The organism is Anaerotruncus rubiinfantis, assembly GCF_900078395.1.
GTDB classification, from domain to species: Bacteria; Bacillota; Clostridia; order Oscillospirales; family Ruminococcaceae; genus Anaerotruncus; species Anaerotruncus rubiinfantis.
Window position 1 is genome coordinate 1512834 of the sequence record NZ_FKLA01000009.1, and the last position, 16575, is coordinate 1529408.

Genomic DNA, 16575 nt, shown 5'->3' on the forward strand with positions numbered 1-16575 from the left:
TATTAAATTGTATCCTAATAATACCACATTTTCCAGAAATAGCAACTCACTGCAGTACCAGTTCAAAAGGGCATTATAGTTTCATTAGAATATACATAACGGCATCATAGCTGCCGACGGGCGCGCAAAAAGGCGCTGGTTTCCTCTGGAAACCAGCGCCTAATCTAAATGGAGGATGAATGATAAAAATTAGAGTTTCGGGATATTCAGGTCAAACATGCTTGCCAGCGAGAACCAGGAGCCGTCGTCCGCATAGTGAACCAGGGTTGCATATGCGCTGCGGGTGACAAAACGTCCCTCCGGGGAATGGCAGGCGCAGACATGCACGACTTCTTCCGGAAGCTCAGCAGTGATGGCGATGTAGGTGCCGTATGCCGGATGGCGGGCATTCGGCGCGCCGGTGGTCTTGTGGTTTTCGGCCCAGCGTTTCCGGTTCTCTTTGTTGTACTCGTACGGCTTGCCCACGTCGTGCAGCAGCGCACAGGCGCGCAGCATGTCTTTATCCAGCCCCAGATCCATCTGATAAGCCTTTTCCAAGTTCTCATAGAGGCTCACGGCGTTATAGCCTACCGCGCGGATGTGCATCGACTGGTCGCCCAGCTCGCTCGCTTCCGGCATGCCGGAACCGGGCATCTCTTCAATTTTGGTGAAACCGTTGATCTGGAGTGAGAATGCCCAGGCGTCGATGACCTTCTGGCGCAGTTCTTCATTTTGGATTTCGTTAACCATTGGCAGCGTCTTGACGACGCCGTCACGGATTTCCTGTTTGAGTTCAACTGGAATCATACAGATTTCTCCTTTAATGAATTTTTGTGGAATGGCTCCTGCTTACATCAGCAGGTTCGGCAGCCAGGTGACCAGCGGAGGACAATAGGTGACAATCAGCAGGGCGACAATGTTGATGAATAATAGCGGCATCATCGCCTTTGTTATCTTCTCAAAGGAGAGGCTGCTGACACCAGTCAGGGTGAAGAGCACCATGCCGACCGGCGGGGTGAGCATGCCGATGGTGATGTTGAGGATGCAGATAATTCCGAAATGAAGCGGATCGATCCCAAAGGAGGTGACGACCGGCATGAGGATCGGAACCAGGATGACAAGGGCAGCGAGACTTTCCATGACCATGCCGACCAGCAGCAGGAAGATATTGATCAGGATCAGCGCGACATACTTGTTGCTGATGACGCCGATGAAAAGGGCGGCCAGCTTGGTCGGGACCTGCAGCGCGGTGATGATATAACCGAACGAGTTCGCGCTGCTGACGATAAACAGCACGCTCATCGTGAGCAGGATCGTTTCATCAAGCAGGTCGGGAAGATCTTTGAGCCGCAGGTCTTTGGTGATGAAGCCGAGCGCCAGCGCGTACAGAACCGCGACGACCGAAGCTTCGGTGGGCGTGCAGATGCCGGTCATAATGCTGCCGAGGATGATCAGCGGGGTCAGCAGCGCAGGCAGGGAGCCGATAAACGAATTGCCCAGCTTACGGAACCCTTCAAACGGCGTGCAGGGATAACCGCGTTTTTTGGAGATAATAAAAACGTAGATCATCTGGACGATGGCCAGTGTGACGCCCGGCAGGACGCCGCCGAGGAACAGCTTGCCGACCGATACGCCGCTCGCAACCGCAAAGACGACCGCTGAGATGCTCGGCGGGATGATCGGGCCGATGCAGGACGAGGCACCGGTGACGGCCACGGCGAATTCCTCATCGAAACCGTGGTCTTTCATCGCTTTGATTTCGATTGCTCCCAAGCCGCCCGCATCCGCGACCGCGGAACCGGACATGCCCGCGAAGATGACCGATGCAGCGACATTGGCGTGGCCCAGACCGCCCGGAATCCAGCCGACCAGCTTCTGGCAGAACCCGAAGATCCGGTCGGTGATGCCGCCGCGGTTCATGATATTGCCGGCGAGGATGAAGAAGGCGAGGGCAAGCAGGGTGAACGAGCTGGAGCCCGAAACCGCGCGGGAAAGCAGCATGTCCGGGCTTTCCCCGTTAACCCAGGAATAGATGAGGGAACTGCACAGCATGCAGAAACCAACCGGCATCCGGATGATCAGGAAGCCGAAGAACAGGATAAACAATAATGCCATCCTTCGCTCACTCCTTTCCAGCGCCGCGCGCTTTGCATGTCTCAATAATGTTGGAGAAGGTCTTGATCAGGCGCACCAGGATATAACCGGCCGCGACGATAAAACCGACCAGGATTCCCGCATAGAAATAGCTCTGCTTGAGCCAGGGGATTGTACCGAGCGGGATATGTTTGAAGATGACATATTCGTAGCTCACCTTGACCATAAAAATGGTGCAGACCAGCATTACGGAATTGGAAAGGATGTCGAACAGCCATTTTACAACGGTCGGCACCCGGTCATAAACCAGAGTGAGTTCGATATGTTTGCCGCGGTGGAAGCAGTACCCGATACCCAGAAAGGCGATCACGCCCTGCATCATGGTGACCACTTCATCTGTCCAGATCAGCGGCTTGTTGAAAAGATAACGCATAACGACATGGCAGGAGAGGATCACCACCATCACCGCCAGAATTGTGACAAAGAGCGTTTTTTCAATCTTTAAAAGAGTGTTTTCTAATTTCTTTAACATCATAAGACGCCTTTCTTGTTATCGATTTGGAAAGGGAACGCCTTCCGGAATCCCGGAAGGCGTTCCGTCAGTGATCGATCCTATGCGGATATGATGGTGCGATTACATTGCCTGGATTTCTTCGTACATGCCTTCGATCCACTGATCCTTGAACTGGTCGTACATCGGGGCGATTTTTTCGCGGAAGGAAGCGATATCGGACTCGATGATTTCGCAGCTTTCACCGATCTGGTCGATGTAGGTCTGCTCTTCTTCAACAGCCTTGGTGTTGTGCTCGTCGGAAGCAGCTTTGGCGCAGTCATAGATGATCTGAACCTGCTCCTCGGTGAGCTTCTGCTTGGCGGCGTCGCTCATGAAGATGCTGAGCATCTGGAACTGATGATAGGTCAGGTTGAGATAATCCTGGACTTCATAGAACTTCATGGTGCTGATGGAAGCGGGCGGGTTCTCCTGTCCATCGACAGTGCCCTGCTGGAGCGCCAGGTAGGTTTCGTTATAGGCGATCGGAGTCGGGGTTGCGCCGAGGGTGGTGAACGCAGCGATCGGAAGCGGCTCGTTGGCGGCGCGCATCTTCAGGCCAGCGATGTCGGCGGCGGTGTTCAGCGGCTTTTTGGAGGTGGTCATCTGGCGGGCGCCGTAGTAAAGCGGGGCCAGGACATGGACGCTGCAGGTTTCGGCAAGGCCGTCGACCAGCTCCTGATAGGGCTCGCTCTCATAGAATTTGAACAGATGATCGCGGTCACGGAACATATAGAACGCTTCCACGATGGTGAACGGAGTGTAACGCTGGGTATACTGGCCGGTCGCGGAGATATAGAAGTCCACGTCGCCCTTCGAGCAGGCTTCCGCGAGCTCGGTGTTGGTGCCGAGGGTTTCGGACGGATAGACGTCAATCTTGACGGCGCCGCCGGTTTTTTCGTTGACCATCGCGGCAAAATTCTCAGCGGTGGTATTCACGAGGTGTTCGGTGGACTGGGTGTGGCCCAGACGCAGGGTGATGGTTTCAGCGGACGCTTCGGAGGAAGCCGCGGGGGTGGATGCAGCCGGAGTGGAAGCCGCCGGCGCGGAGGAGGATGCGCTGTTGGAGCTGGAGCAGCCGCCAAATGCGGAAACCATTGCAGTTGCGAGCAGGAGACTCAGAATACGTTTTGAATTCTTTTTCATTTGAAGTTTCCTTTCCTTTTATGACGTTATATTATTCACTGAATTCCTTGAGGCCCTCGATTGCGTAGGCGCGCACGGGGCAGGAATCCAGCCCTTTGATAGGCAGCGGGGAATAGGACATGAAGAATACCCGGGAGGAAAGCTGGTCAAGGTTCTTGAGAACCTCCAGGAACACGATATCCTTTTCCATCAGGATGTCGTGGAAGGCGCAGACGTCCTCGTAGTTGTTCTCGATCGAAACGCCGTCGCCAAACCCGACGCATTTCACCTTTTTGTCGCGGAACCACTCGGCGGTTTCACGGCAGATGAACAGGCGTTTGTCGTCCGGGGTGTTGGTCAACTCGGTGAACGGCGGGATGCGATAGGGGCTGTCCAGGATGACGATGTCGCCCTCCTTTAGAAAGTCGCCGCAGGCTTTTTCCATGTCCGCCGGCATGATGTGGCTGTTCGGCGCGAGATGTTCGATGTTGACGTAGATCGCCCGTCCCATGAAGGTTGTGAGCGGCAGCGCCTGCACATCGGTCCAGTTGTCGTTATGGTGGTACGGGCATTCCACGTGGGTCCCCAGATGGCTGGTCAGATCCATAATGGTGTGGAAATCGGGGATCGGACCGCCCGTGTTGAAACGGGTCAGCCCGCAGCGACGGGTTTCGGTTTTGGGATCCAGAGTTTTGGTCAGGTCGATGACCCGGAGCCCATCGCCAAGTGAATATCCATTCATTTTGTCTCCTCCTTAAGATTTTCTCCTGGCCGCGCCGGAATGATACCTTCTGTTGCCGGCCGCGGCTGAAATAAAAGATCACGCATTGCTGATCTGTTTACGCCGTTATTGTGCGCCTGCGGATTTTTCAGCCGCGGCCGCGTTGAGCGCTTCTTTGGTGTGGACAAGCGCGACAATAAACTCGTGGCAGGGAGCGGGGACTCCATTGCGGCGGCTTGCCCGCACGACGCTGCCGTTGATCGTGTCCACTTCGGTTTTGCGGCCGTCCCGCAGGTCGGCGTAGATCGAGGTGTAGCCGTCGTGCGCCGCTATGATCTGGTTTTTGACGCGGTCCACCACCTCCTCCTCGTCAAAGCCGAGCTGGTCGCCGTTTGCAACCCGGACAGCTTCCCGCAGGAGCTGTTCGGTGAGCGACCAGGCATATTCGTTGTCGGTCAGGAAGCCGAGCTTTGTCTGCAGAACGCCGGTCAGTACGCTTGCCGAAACATTCAAAAACATCTTGTTCCAGATCATCTTGCGGATCTGGTCGGAAAGTTCCGTATCAATGCCGCATGCGGTAAAGCTTTCCGAAATCGGCCGGAGCGCTTCGAGTTCGCCTTCCAGGCGTCCGATCACAGTTTTTCCGCCGCCGCCGTGGTTGATGGTGGAGCGGTCCGAGATCGAGCTGTTGTGCTGGGTGGTGCCGATGATGATCCGTTCAGGCGGAGCGAATTCCCGGAGGACTTCCTCGTGCCCGGAGCCGTTCTGGAGGGTCATCACGTAGGTGGCGGGGCCGATCAGGGCTTTATTTGCCTGCAGAGCGCTGCGGGAAAACATTGCCTTGACAAAAACGATAATCAGGTCGGCCGGCGGCATGCCGGAACTGTCGGTGGTCGCGTGCGGATGTTCGTTTGTCCGCGTCCCGTCCGGGTTGCAGATTGTGATTCCGTTTTGGTTTACCGCATCGACCTTCTGCTGGTCGATGTCAATCAGCGTCACCTCATTTTTCCGGGACAGGTGCCCGCCAAAGAGCATTCCCATTGCACCTGCGCCAAGAATTGCAATCCTCATGAAACATAGTCCTTTCAGTGTGTCTAAGTTTTTCGGCAGTGATCCGATGCGGATCAGCTGTGAAATTTCGATGTGCATCATGAAATCGATAGCACCTTTTGTGCAAAATCATCTTAACAACTTCAAAATCATTTTGCAATAGATTTGCTAATGATTTTTGCAATATGCACTAAAAATTATTGTAAATTTAAGCTAAATTGCCCGAAAATGTATTTTCGGTCTTAATGCCATCGATTTCTCTCTATTTTGAAATGAAACAAAGCTGCAATAGATTTCGCTGAAACTGCAACAAAAAACGCATCCGCGGCACGCGGATGCGTTTGGGACAGGCGGTCAGGTGCTTTTGCGCTCGACCAGTTCGGGCAGCAGGACCATTCTGCGGGAAGGCTTCTGGCCGGACAGGGTGTCGATGATGATCCGCGCGGCCATGATGCTCGCTTCGAGGCGCTTATTGTCCAGAGAGGTGAGCGGCGGGGTGCAGATTTCCGCATACATCGAATTGTTTACCCCAACGATCGCGATCTGTTCGGGGACATCAATCTGCTTGTCGTGCAGCGCCTGCAGGCCGCCCGCCGCGAGCAGATCGATTCCGTAGACAATCCCGTCCACATCGGGATGTTCCCGCAGAACCTGGAGGGTCGCTTCGTATCCGCCTTCCAAGGCGTTTTCGGTTCGGTAACTCCATTCGGCGGCGTTGATGTCGAGCGATTCCGCCCCCATGAGATAGCCTTTTTCCTTCAAACGGTTGCTGGGGTTATAGGGCTTGTCGCAGATGAACGCGATCCTGCGCCGCCCTTTTTCGATCAGCAGCTGGACGCAGGACTGCAGCCCGCCCAACTCATCCGAAAGGATCCCATAGACGTTCGGCAGATCGATCCAGCCGTTGATGATTGCGACCGGGATGTCGCTTAGGCACTGCGTGATTGCATCTTTCACCGCGCTGCACTGGAAAATCGAACCCATCATCACGACGCCTTCGACCCGGCGGCGTTTGAGGATGTCGATCGCATTGACCTTTTCGCTGTCCTCGTGCCCGGTGTTGAGGATGATGCAGCAGTAGCCGCGCCCGACCAGCTCCCGCTCGATGTAGTAAGCGCCGTCGGTGTGGTGGATATTGCGGATATCGGCAACGAGGATGCCGATGGTCTTTGAGGACTGGTTCACCAGCCCGCGGGCGATTGCGTTGGGCGAGTAGTTATTTTCCTCCACCAGACGCAGGATTTTCTGACGCGTTTCGGGATTCACGCCGGGCTTGTTGTTGATCACGCGCGATACCGAGCTTGGTGAGACGCCCACCTGCCTGGCGATATCGTAAATCGTCATGAAATTTAAACGCTCCTTTTTTATGCAGATCCCGGCAGGGGAAAACCCGGTGCTGACTCGATGCCGCTTCTCATCACGGCCCCTTTGCATGGATCTGAAGTTATGCAGTTGATTTTATAATATTATATAAAAATCGCATTGGCAATGAATATTTCAAAATTTTTTTAAAATTCGTCCATTTTACTTAAAACAGACAGTTTTACATGTAAAAGTGATATCGATATCACAATTTGGATTTTGAGAAAACAAAAAGTGTATCCGAAAAAGCAAGAAATATTCTAAAATTTTCAAAAAACCATTGATTTCAGCCAAAGGATGTGTTATTTTAGTTTTGTCGACAGGGTGACATCGATGTCACCCAAATACTTTGGAAGGAAGCAAAATTATGGTTAGAAGAAGCAATGAGAAGCATTCCGAACGTAAGCCGGCGCCGTTTGGCGGCAAAAATGAGATCACTGTCCGCAGCTTGCTCAACGGCCCTGAAGAACTTTATCAGAAAGGCCGTGTTTTCGCGCACACAACCGTTTATCCGGGCAGTGCCATCGGTTATCACGTGCATGATGGCGAGTCCGAGACCTATTATATCCTCAGCGGCAGAGGAATTTTTAACGACAATGGGACCGTTGTTGAGGTCGGGCCGGGAGACGTCACTTTCACCGGCGACGGGGAAGGACACAGCATCGAGGCCACGGGGGACGAGCCGATTGAGATGATCGCGCTCATCCTCTACCGGTAAACCGTCCATACCATAAAACCAAAAGGAGCTGGTCATATGAAGTATACCTTGGAAAATCTGTTCGGTATCAAGGACGAAGTGATCGTCGTTTCCGGCGGCACCGGCACCATCGGGCTGGAGCTGTGCAGAGGATTTGTGAGCCTTGGGGCGAAGGTGGGCATCATCGGGCTCTTCCCGAAGGACTGCGAGGCCGCGGTGGAAAGCCTGCATGCGGACTATCCCGGCGCCGATGTGCTGGCGCTGCCCGCCGATGTGACAAACGAACAGGCGGTCAACGACGCGGTGGATCAGATCCATGCCCATTTCGGAAAGATTGACGGGCTTGTGAACTGCGCGGGCATCAATATCATCAATAGCCTTTCGGCGATCACCATGGCGGAGTTCAACAAGGTCATGGATGTCAACTTCACCGGCATCGTGATCTGCTGCAAATCGGTCGGCCGCTATATGCTCAAAGCGAAAAAAGGCCGGGTGGTGAATATTTCCTCCCTGAGTTCGATCCAGGGAAAATCCTATTACACCGCCTACGCCGCCAGCAAAGCCGCGATCAACGGCTTTACCCGTTCGCTTTCGATCGAGTGGGCCAAGAAAGACATCAATGTAAACTGTATCTGCCCGAGCCTGATCGTGACTGACATCAACCGCAAGCAGCTTGAACAGAACCCGGAAAGCTTCCAGAAACGTGTCGCGAGCATCCCGCGCGGCGTGCCGGGACGCACCGAATGGCTGGTGGGGCCGGTGGTGAGCCTGCTGTCCCCCGGCAGCGTCCATGTCACCGGACAGGCAATCTTTGTGGACGGCGGCTCCTCCGCCGGGGATACCTTTGTGCTCGAGGAGAAACGTTTCGCCGAGCAGGATTCCTAAGAACCAAAGATCAGGAGGTTTTTGTCATGAAGAAGATAGCCGTCATTTTTACTTCGTTTGGCCCGCTGGTCAACAACTTTAAAAAGATTCTGAACGACACGCTCGAGGACTGCGAGCTGATCTGCATCGCGGACGACAGCCTCATCCGCGACGTCATGCGTACCGGCGCGCCGGACGAAAACGTGGAGAAGCGCACCTTCCTGCATATCGAAAGCGCAATCGCGGCGGGCGCGCAGATGGTGGTCATTGCCTGCTCTTCGGTTGGGCAGGTCGCCCAGGCGGCGGATGCGAAATACTCCGTCCCGGTGATCCGTATCGACGACGCCATGGCCATGCGCGCTGTTGCCGCCGGCGGGAAGGTCGGCGTAATCGCAAGTCTGGAAACCACCATCGAGCCGACTGTGAAGCTGCTGCGCCAGAAGGCGGAAGCGGCCGGCAAGGATGTGGAGATCATCAGCCGGGTGGCGCAGGGCGCATATCAGGCGCTCGGCTCCGGAGACCCCGAGACCCACGACAGGCTGGTCACTGAAGCCGCGGAGCAGCTCGCGAAGGAAACAGACGTCATCCTGCTCGCGCAGGGTTCGATGGCGCGGCTGGACGAGCCGCTCAACAAAGTGATCCCGGTGCCGGTGCTCACCAGCCCTAAGAGCTGCGCGCTGGCGGTCCGTGAGATGCTCAAAAGCTTATAAGCAGGGGGAATCGCAAATGAAAGCGTTCGTGATTGAAGGCAAGGATTGTTCCTATTTTGCCGACGTCGAGGAGCCGCAGCTCAAAGACGCACATTCGGTCAAAGTGCAGGTTGAATCCTGCGGAATCTGCGGCACCGACATCAAGATTTTTGAAGGGAAGCATTCCCAGTCTGTGGGCGCGAAACGCATCCCCGGACATGAATTTGCCGGCGTTGTCACAGAAGTGGGCAGCGGCGTGAAAAGCCTCAAAGTGGGGGACCGGGTCGTGCATGAGCCGATTGACTACTGCGGCACCTGCTACGCCTGCCGCAAAGGACAGGGAAATGTTTGCAGCAGCCTGCATGTGACCGGCTGCAACATGAGCGGCGGCATGGAGGAATACTTCGTCGCGGGCGAACACCAGTGGCACAAGCTTCCGGATTGGATCAGCTGGGACGAAGCTGCGCTCATCGAGCCGTACACCATCGCGGGGCAGGTCTGTTCGCGTGCCGAGCTCGAGCCGGAGGACACGATGCTCATCCACGGCGCGGGGCCCATCGGGCTCATGCTGGCGGACACCGCCATCCATATGGGCGCCACCGTCATGATCAGCGAGGTCAGCGACGGGCGGCTCGCGCTCGCAAGGGAAATCGGCGCGCAGCATGTTATTGACGCGAAGAAAGAAGACGTCAATGAAAAGGTGATGGAGATCACCGAAGGGGTCGGTCCGAACATCGTGTGCGACTGCGCGGGCATCCCCAGATTTGCCGAGGACGCGTTCAAAATTCTTTCCCCGGCCGGGCGGTTTGTCCCGGTGGCAGGCGTGCCGTTTACCTGTGACGGATACATCGCGATGCGCAAACAGCTTAAAATCGTCGCCTCGCGGCTGCAGATGCACCAGTTCGTGCCGGTCATCTCCCGATTCAAGCTCTACCAGGAGCACGCGCGGCGGATGATCACCGATGTGTTTGATTTTGCCGACACCCAAAAGGCGTTCGAACACGCCGCCGCGCGTCTGCCGCAGACCGGGAAGATCGTGCTGCGCTTTCACAAGAATCCCGGCTGAGCGTCCTATAGGCAAACTGTTTTGAGAGGAGAATACTATGCCGTTGACTGAAACGCGCGTCCAGGAGCTGGACGCCTTATGTAAACAATTCCGGATCGATACGGTCGAACTGCTGCACGCGGTCCAGACCGGCCACGCGGGCGGTTCGCTGTCCGTCTGCGAAATCCTGGTCACGCTCTATATGGAGTGCGCCAACATCACGCCCGAAAACCAGCATGACGCGGGGCGCGACCGTATCGTGCTCTGCAAAGGGCACGCGGCGCCGATGCTCTACCGGTGCCTTTGTGAAAAGGGCTTCTTCCCGAAAGAAGAGATGAAGACCCTGCGCCAGCCGGGCAGCCGTCTGCAGGGGCATCCCTGCTCGAAAAAGACCCCCGGCGTGGAGCTTTCCACCGGGCCGCTCGGCCTGGGGCTTTCCGCCAGTGTGGGTATGGCCTGCGCGAAAAAGCTCTCGAAGGCGGGCGGGTACATATTCCCGGTGCTCGGCGACGGTGAACTCAATGAGGGAACCGTTTGGGAGGCGGCGATGTCCGCCGCGAAATTTGCGTGCGACAACCTGGTCGCGATCGTGGACTGGAACAAGGTCCAGCTCGATGGTTTGGCCAAAGACGTCATGCCGATCGGCGATCTGGCCGCGAAGTGGGCGAGCTTCGGGTGGAAGGTCTACGAATGCGACGGGCACAACATCGCCCAGCTTTATAATGCGATCGAAGCCGCTAAAAATGCAGCCGATCCCATGCCGCGGGTCGTGCTTGCAAATACCATTAAAGGCAAAGGCGTCTCCTTCATGGAGGGGACCAACAAATTCCACGGCAAAGCCATCACCGATGAGGAATATGAACTGGCGATGCGCGAACTAAGGGGGGCGAAATAATGCCGCAGGCTTTACGTGATGTATATGGAGAGTCGCTGCGCAAATACGGCAAGGCGAATGAAAAGGTGGTCGTGCTCGACGCGGATCTCGCCACCAGTACAAAATCGGTCCTTTTTGCACAGGAATGCCCCGACCGGTTCTTTGACGTCGGGATTGCCGAAGCCAACATGGTTTCGATGGCCGCGGGCTTCGCGAGCAGCGGCTACATCCCGTTTATCAACACCTTCGCCACCTTTGTGGCGAGCATCTGCGCCCTGAGCGCCAAGAGCCTGATCGCCTATTCCGGACTGAACGTCCGGCTTATCGGTGGAAATAACGGGTTGACCGGCGGCTATGACGGAGCGACCCATCACAGCTTCGACGATATCAATGTCATGCGCGGCATCCCCGGTATGCTGGTGATGTCCCCGAGCGACCCGGTTATGGTGGACTGGATGGTCAGGACGCTCATCGAAGATTACAACGGGCCGGCTTATGTGAGCCTTTCCCGCAGCGGATATGACCCGCTTTATCAGCCGGGAGAAAGCTTCACCATCGGCAAGGCGAAACAGCTGCGCGACGGCGCGGACCTTTCGATCTTCGCGTACGGGCTTTCGGTTTACCGTGCGAAGAAGGCGGCCGAAGAATTGGCCGCGGAGGGTATTTCAGCACGGGTTTACGATATGTTCACGATCAAACCCCTCGACTGTGAAGCGGTGCTCGCGGCCGCGCGCGAAACCGGCGCGATCGTGACCGCGGAGGAGCATTCGATCCTCGGCGGGCTTGGCACCGCGGTTGCGGAGACGCTCGCGAAGAACCGCGTCTGCGTCCCGCTTGAAACGGTCGGCATCCGCGACTGCTTCACCGAAAGCGGCGCCTATGAAGATCTGGTCAGGGAGTTCAAAATCGACGTGGATTCGATCAAGCAGGCTGCCCGGGACGCGGTTTCGGAAAAGGGAAGGTGAGGGATCACGATGGATCAAAAGGTCAGAGAACTTTATAAAATCAGCTATGAGCTGCGCCGAAAAGCGGTGGAGATGGTCAACCACGCCAAGACAGGGCATATTGCGCCGAGCCTTTCGATGGCGGAGATGGTCGCCACCCTGTATTTCGACATCCTGAATGTCGATCCGGCCAACCCGCATTGGCAGGACCGCGACCGGTTTGTCCTCTCGAAAGGGCACGCCTGCCCACTCTACTACGCGGCGCTCGCGAAACGAGGATTTTTTCCGGAGGAGGACCTGATGCAGTACCGGATGCTTGCGAGCAAGCTACAGGGCCATCCGGACATGCGCAAATGTCCGGGCGTCGACATGACGACCGGTTCGCTCGGCAACGGCGTTTCGGCCGCGCTGGGCATGGCGCTGATTGGTAAGAAGGATCACAGGAATCACTGGGTCTATGCCATTGCGGGCGACGGCGAAATCCAGGAGGGGATCGTCTGGGAGGCGGCGCTCTACGCGGGCAACGCGAAACTCGACAACCTCATCCTCTTTATCGACAATAACGGATTGCAAAGCGGCGGTTCGGTTGCTTCGATCCAGGATCTTGGTGATTTGGAGGCGCGTTTTTGCGATTTCAAATGGGATACCCAGGTCATCGACGGCCACGATATCGAGGCGATCCGCCGCGCGGTCGAGACCGCGAAGCAGCGCAAGGGCACCCCTTCGGTCATCATCGCCAAGACCACGAAAGGCAAGGGTGTTTCGTTTATGGAGAACCAATACCTTTGGCACATGAAGGCGCCGAACGCGGAAGAATACCGAATCGCAATGGAAGAACTTGGAAAGGCGGTGGAACAGTATGCCTGATATGGTTTCTACGCGCACCGGTTTTGGGCAGGGCGTGATGGCGCTCTCCGAAACCTGCGATAAAATCCTGGTTGCTTCGGCGGACACTTACCGTTCGTTCGCGCTGGGCGAATATGCGGGCAAATATCCCGACCGTTACTTTGAATTCGGCATTGCCGAACAGAATATGATCACCGCTTCCGCCGCAATGGCGAGCGAAGGCTACACCGTCTTTGCGGTCGGCTACAGCCCATTCCTTTCGATGCGCGCCGCCGAACAGATCCGCACCTTCGTAGCCTACCCAAACCTGAATGTTAAGGTTGTGGCGGGCTTGGGCGGTCTTTCGGGCGACACCGACGGCGTCACCCACCAGGGCACCGAGGACCTTGGGCTCATGCGTACCATCCCGAACCTCACGGTCGTCTGTCCGGCGGACGCTGTGGCGGCAAAGGCATTTGTGAAGCTGGTTGCGGAAATTGACGGGCCGGTCTACCTGCGGCTTGGCCGCGGCGCCACGCCGGTCATCTATCCCAAGGATCAGCAGTTTACCCTTGGCAAAGCAGTCTCGGTGCGCGACAACGGCAATGACCTGGCGATCATCGCCGCGGGCCCGTGCGTCGGGGAAGCGGCAATCGCCGCCGACCGGCTGCGGGAAAAGGGCGTGTGCGCGAAGGTGTTGGATATGCACACGATTAAACCCCTTGACACCGAAGCGCTGGAAGCCGCTTTCGCCTCCTGCAGGAGGGTCATGACCGTCGAGGACGGCACCATATACGGCGGGCTTGGCAGCGCGGTGCTCGAGTACATCGCGGAAAGCGGCATCGCCATGGAAAGCTGCAAACGGCTCGGAATGACCACTTTCGGCACGGCGGGTACCCTGCCGGAGCTGCTCGGATATTTCGGCATCGACGCCGCGGGAATCGAAAAACAGGCGCTCGCAATGCTCAAATGAGCTTTCTCCTACATTCTTGATATACGAAAAAGCTGTCCGCGTCCCGTTTTTCGGGACGCGGACAGCTTTTTTCCATGGTTTGTTCAGGGATTTGCGGGAAGATAGGCGCAGCGAAAGCCAATCCGTTCGGCCCGGTATTCCGGCCGGTGCGCGAGGTTCAGCCAGAAGATCCCCGCGCTCTGTCCATGGTACCAGTGGCCGCCGCGCAGGGCGGCCATCTCCCCGTTATTGCGAAAATACAGGTCGCCGGGCGCGCATTTTTCATCAGAAGGGAAGATGCAGGCGATCCGCAGGATTTCCGGGACATCCACCCCGGAAAGCGCGGTGAAGTCGCAAAAACGCATATGCCCGTAGGTTTCGTCCACGCCGGGCGTTTTGTGCATGTAGTCCTCCTGCCGGTAGCGCCGCGCGTCCGAAAGCGCGAACGCGGGCGTGCCGCCGGCGGGCGGCGGGGCCGCGGTGTAGTCGAATGCCGCCGGCGGGCGGCGGGGCCGCGGTGTAGTCGAAATGCAGGGCATATTTCGCATCCGGCGGGACGGGTTCCCCCGTTGGCAGGAGGGCATGCCAGTACGGGCTGCCGCGCCGCTGGGCATCCGAGCTGGCGTCAAGCGCTTCCGGCAGCAGCAGCAGTTTTCCGTCGCGCATCCGCAGTCCGCCCACCCATTCCGCGACGTTTCCGTTCAGGTCGAAAATGCCGTCCAATGTGCCGTCATGCGACCAGGCGGCGGGTTCGCTGCCGGTGAGGACCCGGGAAGGCCTTCCGTCCGGCATGAAAGCCGCCGGTTCGCCGCATTCTTCGGGACGGGCGCAGTCGGCCCCATAGCGGTTGTTTCCGCGCGGGTTCAGCGAATGGGCGCGGCACCAGAGCGCGAGTCCCGCCCACTCAAAGTTGCTCATCAGATGCCAGCCCTTGCCTTTTTCGGCGCAGCAGGCGAGGGCTTCGTCATAATTGATGAAGTTTTTGATGTCGCGGCCGGGCAGGCTGTAGGCGAGGCCGTCCTCCATCGTGTTCTGATATTTGGAAAGGTATATATAGTCCGTGCCGTCCGCAAACATCGGGTGCGGGCGGTGCTCAGCACCCGGCAGCACTTCGTCAAGATAAAATTTCGGCACGCGTACCATGAGCGAAGGCCTGCCCGAGCGGTCATAAAGCAGGGTGTTGCGCGAACCGGTCAGCCGCTCCACAATCTCCTTCACGGGCAGGCCGCCGCGCAGGCACTTTTCGAGAAGCGGCAGGCTGCCGGTATTTTCCGCATATGGAACCGCAAAATTCCGGAGGATTTCCTGTTCCATACCGGCGGGATCTTTCGGTGGAATCCGCATTGTTTTCAGTCCTTTTGGTTCGGTAATGGAATCAGTATACCGCGTTTTCTGTGCGAAAGCAAATGGACGGGCGCGGCGGCAGTGCCGCCGCGCCCGTCCGTTTGGGGGATTTGCTATTATACGCCGGCGCGTGCGGGGACAAAATCTCCGGCGTTTTTGTCGGTGAGCGTCCCGTCGCGGAAAACTTCCCTGCCGCGCACAAAGGTGCGTATTACCTTTCCGATGAGCCTTTTTCCTTCGTAGGGATATTTTGCGGATTTGTTGTTATAAAAGGTGTCCGCCGCGGAAAATTCCCACTCGGCATTTGGATCGAGCACCGCGAAGTCCGCGTCCAGCCCCACTTTGATAGAACCCTTGCGCGAATCGAGCTGAAAGGCTTTTGCCGCGTTGGCGGAGGTGATTTCAGCAAGGCGGCAAAGACTCATTCCGCGCTTGCGGACCCCCTCGCTGTAAAGCCCGGGCAGAATGAGGTCAAGCCCGGGGAATCCGCCAGGCGCCTGCCAGAAGCCCTTTTCCTTCTGCGTTTCGGGATAGGCGGCATGGTCGCTGCCGATGATGTCTATTTCTCCGGAGAGCACCTTCTCCCACAGCCCCTCCACCAGCGCGTGGGAGCGGATCGGCGGGGCGCATTTGGCGTAAGCGCCGCAGCGGATGACGTCTTCGTCGGTCAGCAGCAGGTAATGCGGGCAGGTTTCCGCGAAGATCCGCCCGCCGCGGCGGCGGAACATTTCGACTGTTTCCACAACCTCGGGCGCGGAGATGTGGCAGACATGGACCCGGACGCCTTCGTGCAGCGCCGCGGCGCATAGCCGGGAAACAGCCAGAACTTCCGAAACCACCGGGCGGCTGTCGCTATGTGCCTGCGGGCCGCAGCCCGCCGCGCGCAGGGCGGCGGCGCAGATACATTCGGTTTCGGCATGCACGCCGACCAGTGTGCCGGATTCCTTCACCTGCGCGAACAGCTTGAGCAGATCCTCGTCGGTAAAAAAACGGTAGTCCCCCGCGTCGCTCAGAAAGACCTTGAATGCGGCTGCGCCGCAGGCGATAAGCTCCTGTGCCTTTTCGGGCGCCTGAGGGGAAATCCCACCCCACAAGGCAAAATCGACAGCAGAAGTGCTGTTGATCTCTGCGACGCGTTTGGAAAATACCCCCGCGTCCATCACGTAAGGCATCCAACCGGAGGTCGGCATTTCGATCAGGGTGGTCACGCCGCCGCTTGCGGCCGTATACGAGCCGGATGCGATGTCCCCGCAGTAGGTGACATGGGCGTGGCTGTCGATTACACCGGGGAAGAGAATTTTTCCGCGCAGTTCATAGGATTTTTGGGCGGCCGCACCGCTGCCCGCGGGAAGGATGGCAGCAATTTTCCCATCCTGCACGGCCACGTCGGCAGGATCGGCCGCATCTGGCAGCACGACACATGCGTTCTGAAAAACGGCGTCAAACATGAAAACAGGCTC

18 protein-coding genes are annotated in these 16575 nt (G+C 57.2%); 8 read left to right on the forward strand and 10 right to left on the reverse strand.

What is annotated here, in order from left to right:
* Positions 1–189 precede the first annotated feature (189 nt).
* From BN4275_RS12700 to BN4275_RS12730, 7 genes are all read right to left on the reverse strand, one after another.
* Positions 190–786, reverse strand: coding sequence for an HDIG domain-containing metalloprotein (locus BN4275_RS12700; protein ID WP_066458878.1), 597 nt, complete (start codon positions 784–786; stop codon positions 190–192).
* A 42-nt stretch (positions 787–828) separates the two neighbouring features.
* Complete coding sequence (locus tag BN4275_RS12705; protein ID WP_066458880.1) at positions 829–2094, reverse strand: TRAP transporter large permease; 1266 nt, start codon at positions 2092–2094, stop codon at positions 829–831.
* Between the two features lie 7 nt (positions 2095–2101).
* Positions 2102–2605: a TRAP transporter small permease gene (locus BN4275_RS12710; RefSeq protein WP_066460420.1), complete on the reverse strand. Its 504-nt coding sequence runs from the start codon at positions 2603–2605 to the stop codon at positions 2102–2104.
* Positions 2606–2707: 102 nt separating this feature from the next.
* The gene (locus BN4275_RS12715; protein WP_066458882.1) at positions 2708–3769 is read right to left on the reverse strand and encodes a sialic acid TRAP transporter substrate-binding protein SiaP; all 1062 of its coding nucleotides are present in this window, start codon (positions 3767–3769) and stop codon (positions 2708–2710) included.
* A 31-nt stretch (positions 3770–3800) separates the two neighbouring features.
* A complete protein-coding gene (locus BN4275_RS12720; RefSeq protein WP_066458884.1) occupies positions 3801–4490 on the reverse strand; it encodes a cyclase family protein in 690 nt (229 codons plus the stop codon).
* A 105-nt stretch (positions 4491–4595) separates the two neighbouring features.
* Entirely contained in the window at positions 4596–5540 is a 945-nt protein-coding gene (locus tag BN4275_RS12725; RefSeq protein WP_066460422.1) for a ketopantoate reductase family protein, read from the reverse strand.
* Between the two features lie 333 nt (positions 5541–5873).
* Entirely contained in the window at positions 5874–6863 is a 990-nt protein-coding gene (locus tag BN4275_RS12730; RefSeq protein WP_066458885.1) for a LacI family DNA-binding transcriptional regulator, read from the reverse strand.
* Positions 6864–7248: 385 nt separating this feature from the next.
* Here BN4275_RS12730 and BN4275_RS12735 point away from each other — a divergent pair, with 385 nt between their 5' ends.
* From BN4275_RS12735 to BN4275_RS12770, 8 genes are read left to right on the forward strand one after another with little or no spacing between them, the layout of a single operon-like run.
* Positions 7249–7599: a cupin domain-containing protein gene (locus BN4275_RS12735; protein ID WP_066458887.1), complete on the forward strand. Its 351-nt coding sequence runs from the start codon at positions 7249–7251 to the stop codon at positions 7597–7599.
* 36 nt (positions 7600–7635) lie between these two features.
* Positions 7636–8463 carry an SDR family NAD(P)-dependent oxidoreductase gene (locus tag BN4275_RS12740; RefSeq protein ID WP_066458889.1) on the forward strand — a complete coding sequence of 276 codons (828 nt, stop codon included), beginning with the start codon at positions 7636–7638 and terminating at the stop codon, positions 8461–8463.
* 26 nt (positions 8464–8489) lie between these two features.
* Positions 8490–9152, forward strand: a complete 663-nt coding sequence (locus tag BN4275_RS12745) for an aspartate/glutamate racemase family protein (RefSeq protein ID WP_066458893.1) — start codon at positions 8490–8492, stop codon at positions 9150–9152.
* Positions 9153–9168: 16 nt separating this feature from the next.
* Positions 9169–10197 (forward strand): zinc-dependent alcohol dehydrogenase, encoded by a 1029-nt coding sequence (locus BN4275_RS12750; RefSeq protein ID WP_066458895.1) that lies wholly within the window; start codon positions 9169–9171, stop codon positions 10195–10197.
* A 37-nt stretch (positions 10198–10234) separates the two neighbouring features.
* Positions 10235–11071: a transketolase gene (locus tag BN4275_RS12755; RefSeq protein ID WP_066458897.1), complete on the forward strand. Its 837-nt coding sequence runs from the start codon at positions 10235–10237 to the stop codon at positions 11069–11071.
* The gene (locus BN4275_RS12760) at positions 11071–12015 is read left to right on the forward strand and encodes a transketolase family protein (RefSeq protein ID WP_066458899.1); all 945 of its coding nucleotides are present in this window, start codon (positions 11071–11073) and stop codon (positions 12013–12015) included. Before BN4275_RS12755 ends, BN4275_RS12760 begins: the two co-directional genes overlap by 1 nt.
* Positions 12016–12024: 9 nt before the next feature.
* The gene (locus BN4275_RS12765; RefSeq protein ID WP_066458901.1) at positions 12025–12861 is read left to right on the forward strand and encodes a transketolase; all 837 of its coding nucleotides are present in this window, start codon (positions 12025–12027) and stop codon (positions 12859–12861) included.
* Positions 12854–13792: a transketolase family protein gene (locus tag BN4275_RS12770; RefSeq protein WP_066458903.1), complete on the forward strand. Its 939-nt coding sequence runs from the start codon at positions 12854–12856 to the stop codon at positions 13790–13792. Before BN4275_RS12765 ends, BN4275_RS12770 begins: the two co-directional genes overlap by 8 nt.
* An 83-nt stretch (positions 13793–13875) precedes the next feature.
* Here the strand turns inward: BN4275_RS12770 and BN4275_RS12775 are convergent, their stop codons facing one another.
* The 3 genes from BN4275_RS12775 to BN4275_RS12785 form a co-directional block, all read right to left on the reverse strand.
* A complete protein-coding gene (locus BN4275_RS12775) occupies positions 13876–14136 on the reverse strand; it encodes a hypothetical protein (RefSeq protein WP_161940206.1) in 261 nt (86 codons plus the stop codon).
* Positions 14057–15085 (reverse strand): hypothetical protein, encoded by a 1029-nt coding sequence (locus tag BN4275_RS12780; RefSeq protein WP_154018885.1) that lies wholly within the window; start codon positions 15083–15085, stop codon positions 14057–14059. Before BN4275_RS12780 ends, BN4275_RS12775 begins: the two co-directional genes overlap by 80 nt.
* 146 nt (positions 15086–15231) lie before the next feature.
* A complete protein-coding gene (locus BN4275_RS12785; RefSeq protein WP_066458908.1) occupies positions 15232–16563 on the reverse strand; it encodes a dihydroorotase in 1332 nt (443 codons plus the stop codon).
* Positions 16564–16575 lie beyond the last annotated feature (12 nt).